Source organism: Haloferax sp. Atlit-10N (genome assembly GCF_003586325.1).
Classification (GTDB): Archaea; Halobacteriota; Halobacteria; order Halobacteriales; family Haloferacaceae; genus Haloferax; species Haloferax prahovense.
Genome location: NZ_PSYX01000122.1, coordinates 1 through 506 on the forward strand (window position 1 = coordinate 1; position 506 = coordinate 506).

A 506-nucleotide genomic window follows, 5' to 3' on the forward strand; every position below is an offset into this window, starting at 1 on the left:
AATACCAAACGTATTGTTCCCTTTCCCATCTTCTATTTTGCCCTCTGGTGGCTGCTGACTCCCTTTCTTTCCATGCTTGACACAATATTCTCCTTCAGGGTCCGCACAGTACGTTTGATTTCCGATTCGCACTATTACTGCTGCTTCAGGCCCTGATTCTAGTTCAATATCTTCAAATTGAACTGCTCCCAGTTCTTCTTTATTTTTTATGACTCTCGCTACTGCTTCGTATTGTTTGGCTGAATAAGCATCACTATACTCGCTTTGTAATTTCTTTACTATTTTATTTGAGCTCATGTTTATTTTTTTATAGTATTCGTATTGGTTTAGTGTCACTTAGTCAAACTGAGAAGTTGCCGTCACATCAGGTAATAGCCTCAATTTGTCTTCGATCTCCTTTTCTAAGTGGTCTAACGTTTCTCGAACTTCATCTAATTCTGAACCTAACTTATACATTTTTTCTTGATGTGATTGTACCGCCTCGTTTTCGTTCTGGAAGCTAAGCT

Annotated in this window: 1 protein-coding gene; it reads right to left on the reverse strand. The window is 38.5% G+C overall.

Annotation, left to right across the window (positions count from 1 at the left end; translation table 11 throughout):
- On the reverse strand, positions 1 to 336 hold a 336-nt coding region (locus tag C5B91_RS22045), incomplete at its 3' end, for a hypothetical protein (RefSeq protein WP_147374916.1).
- Positions 337 to 506 lie beyond the last annotated feature (170 nt).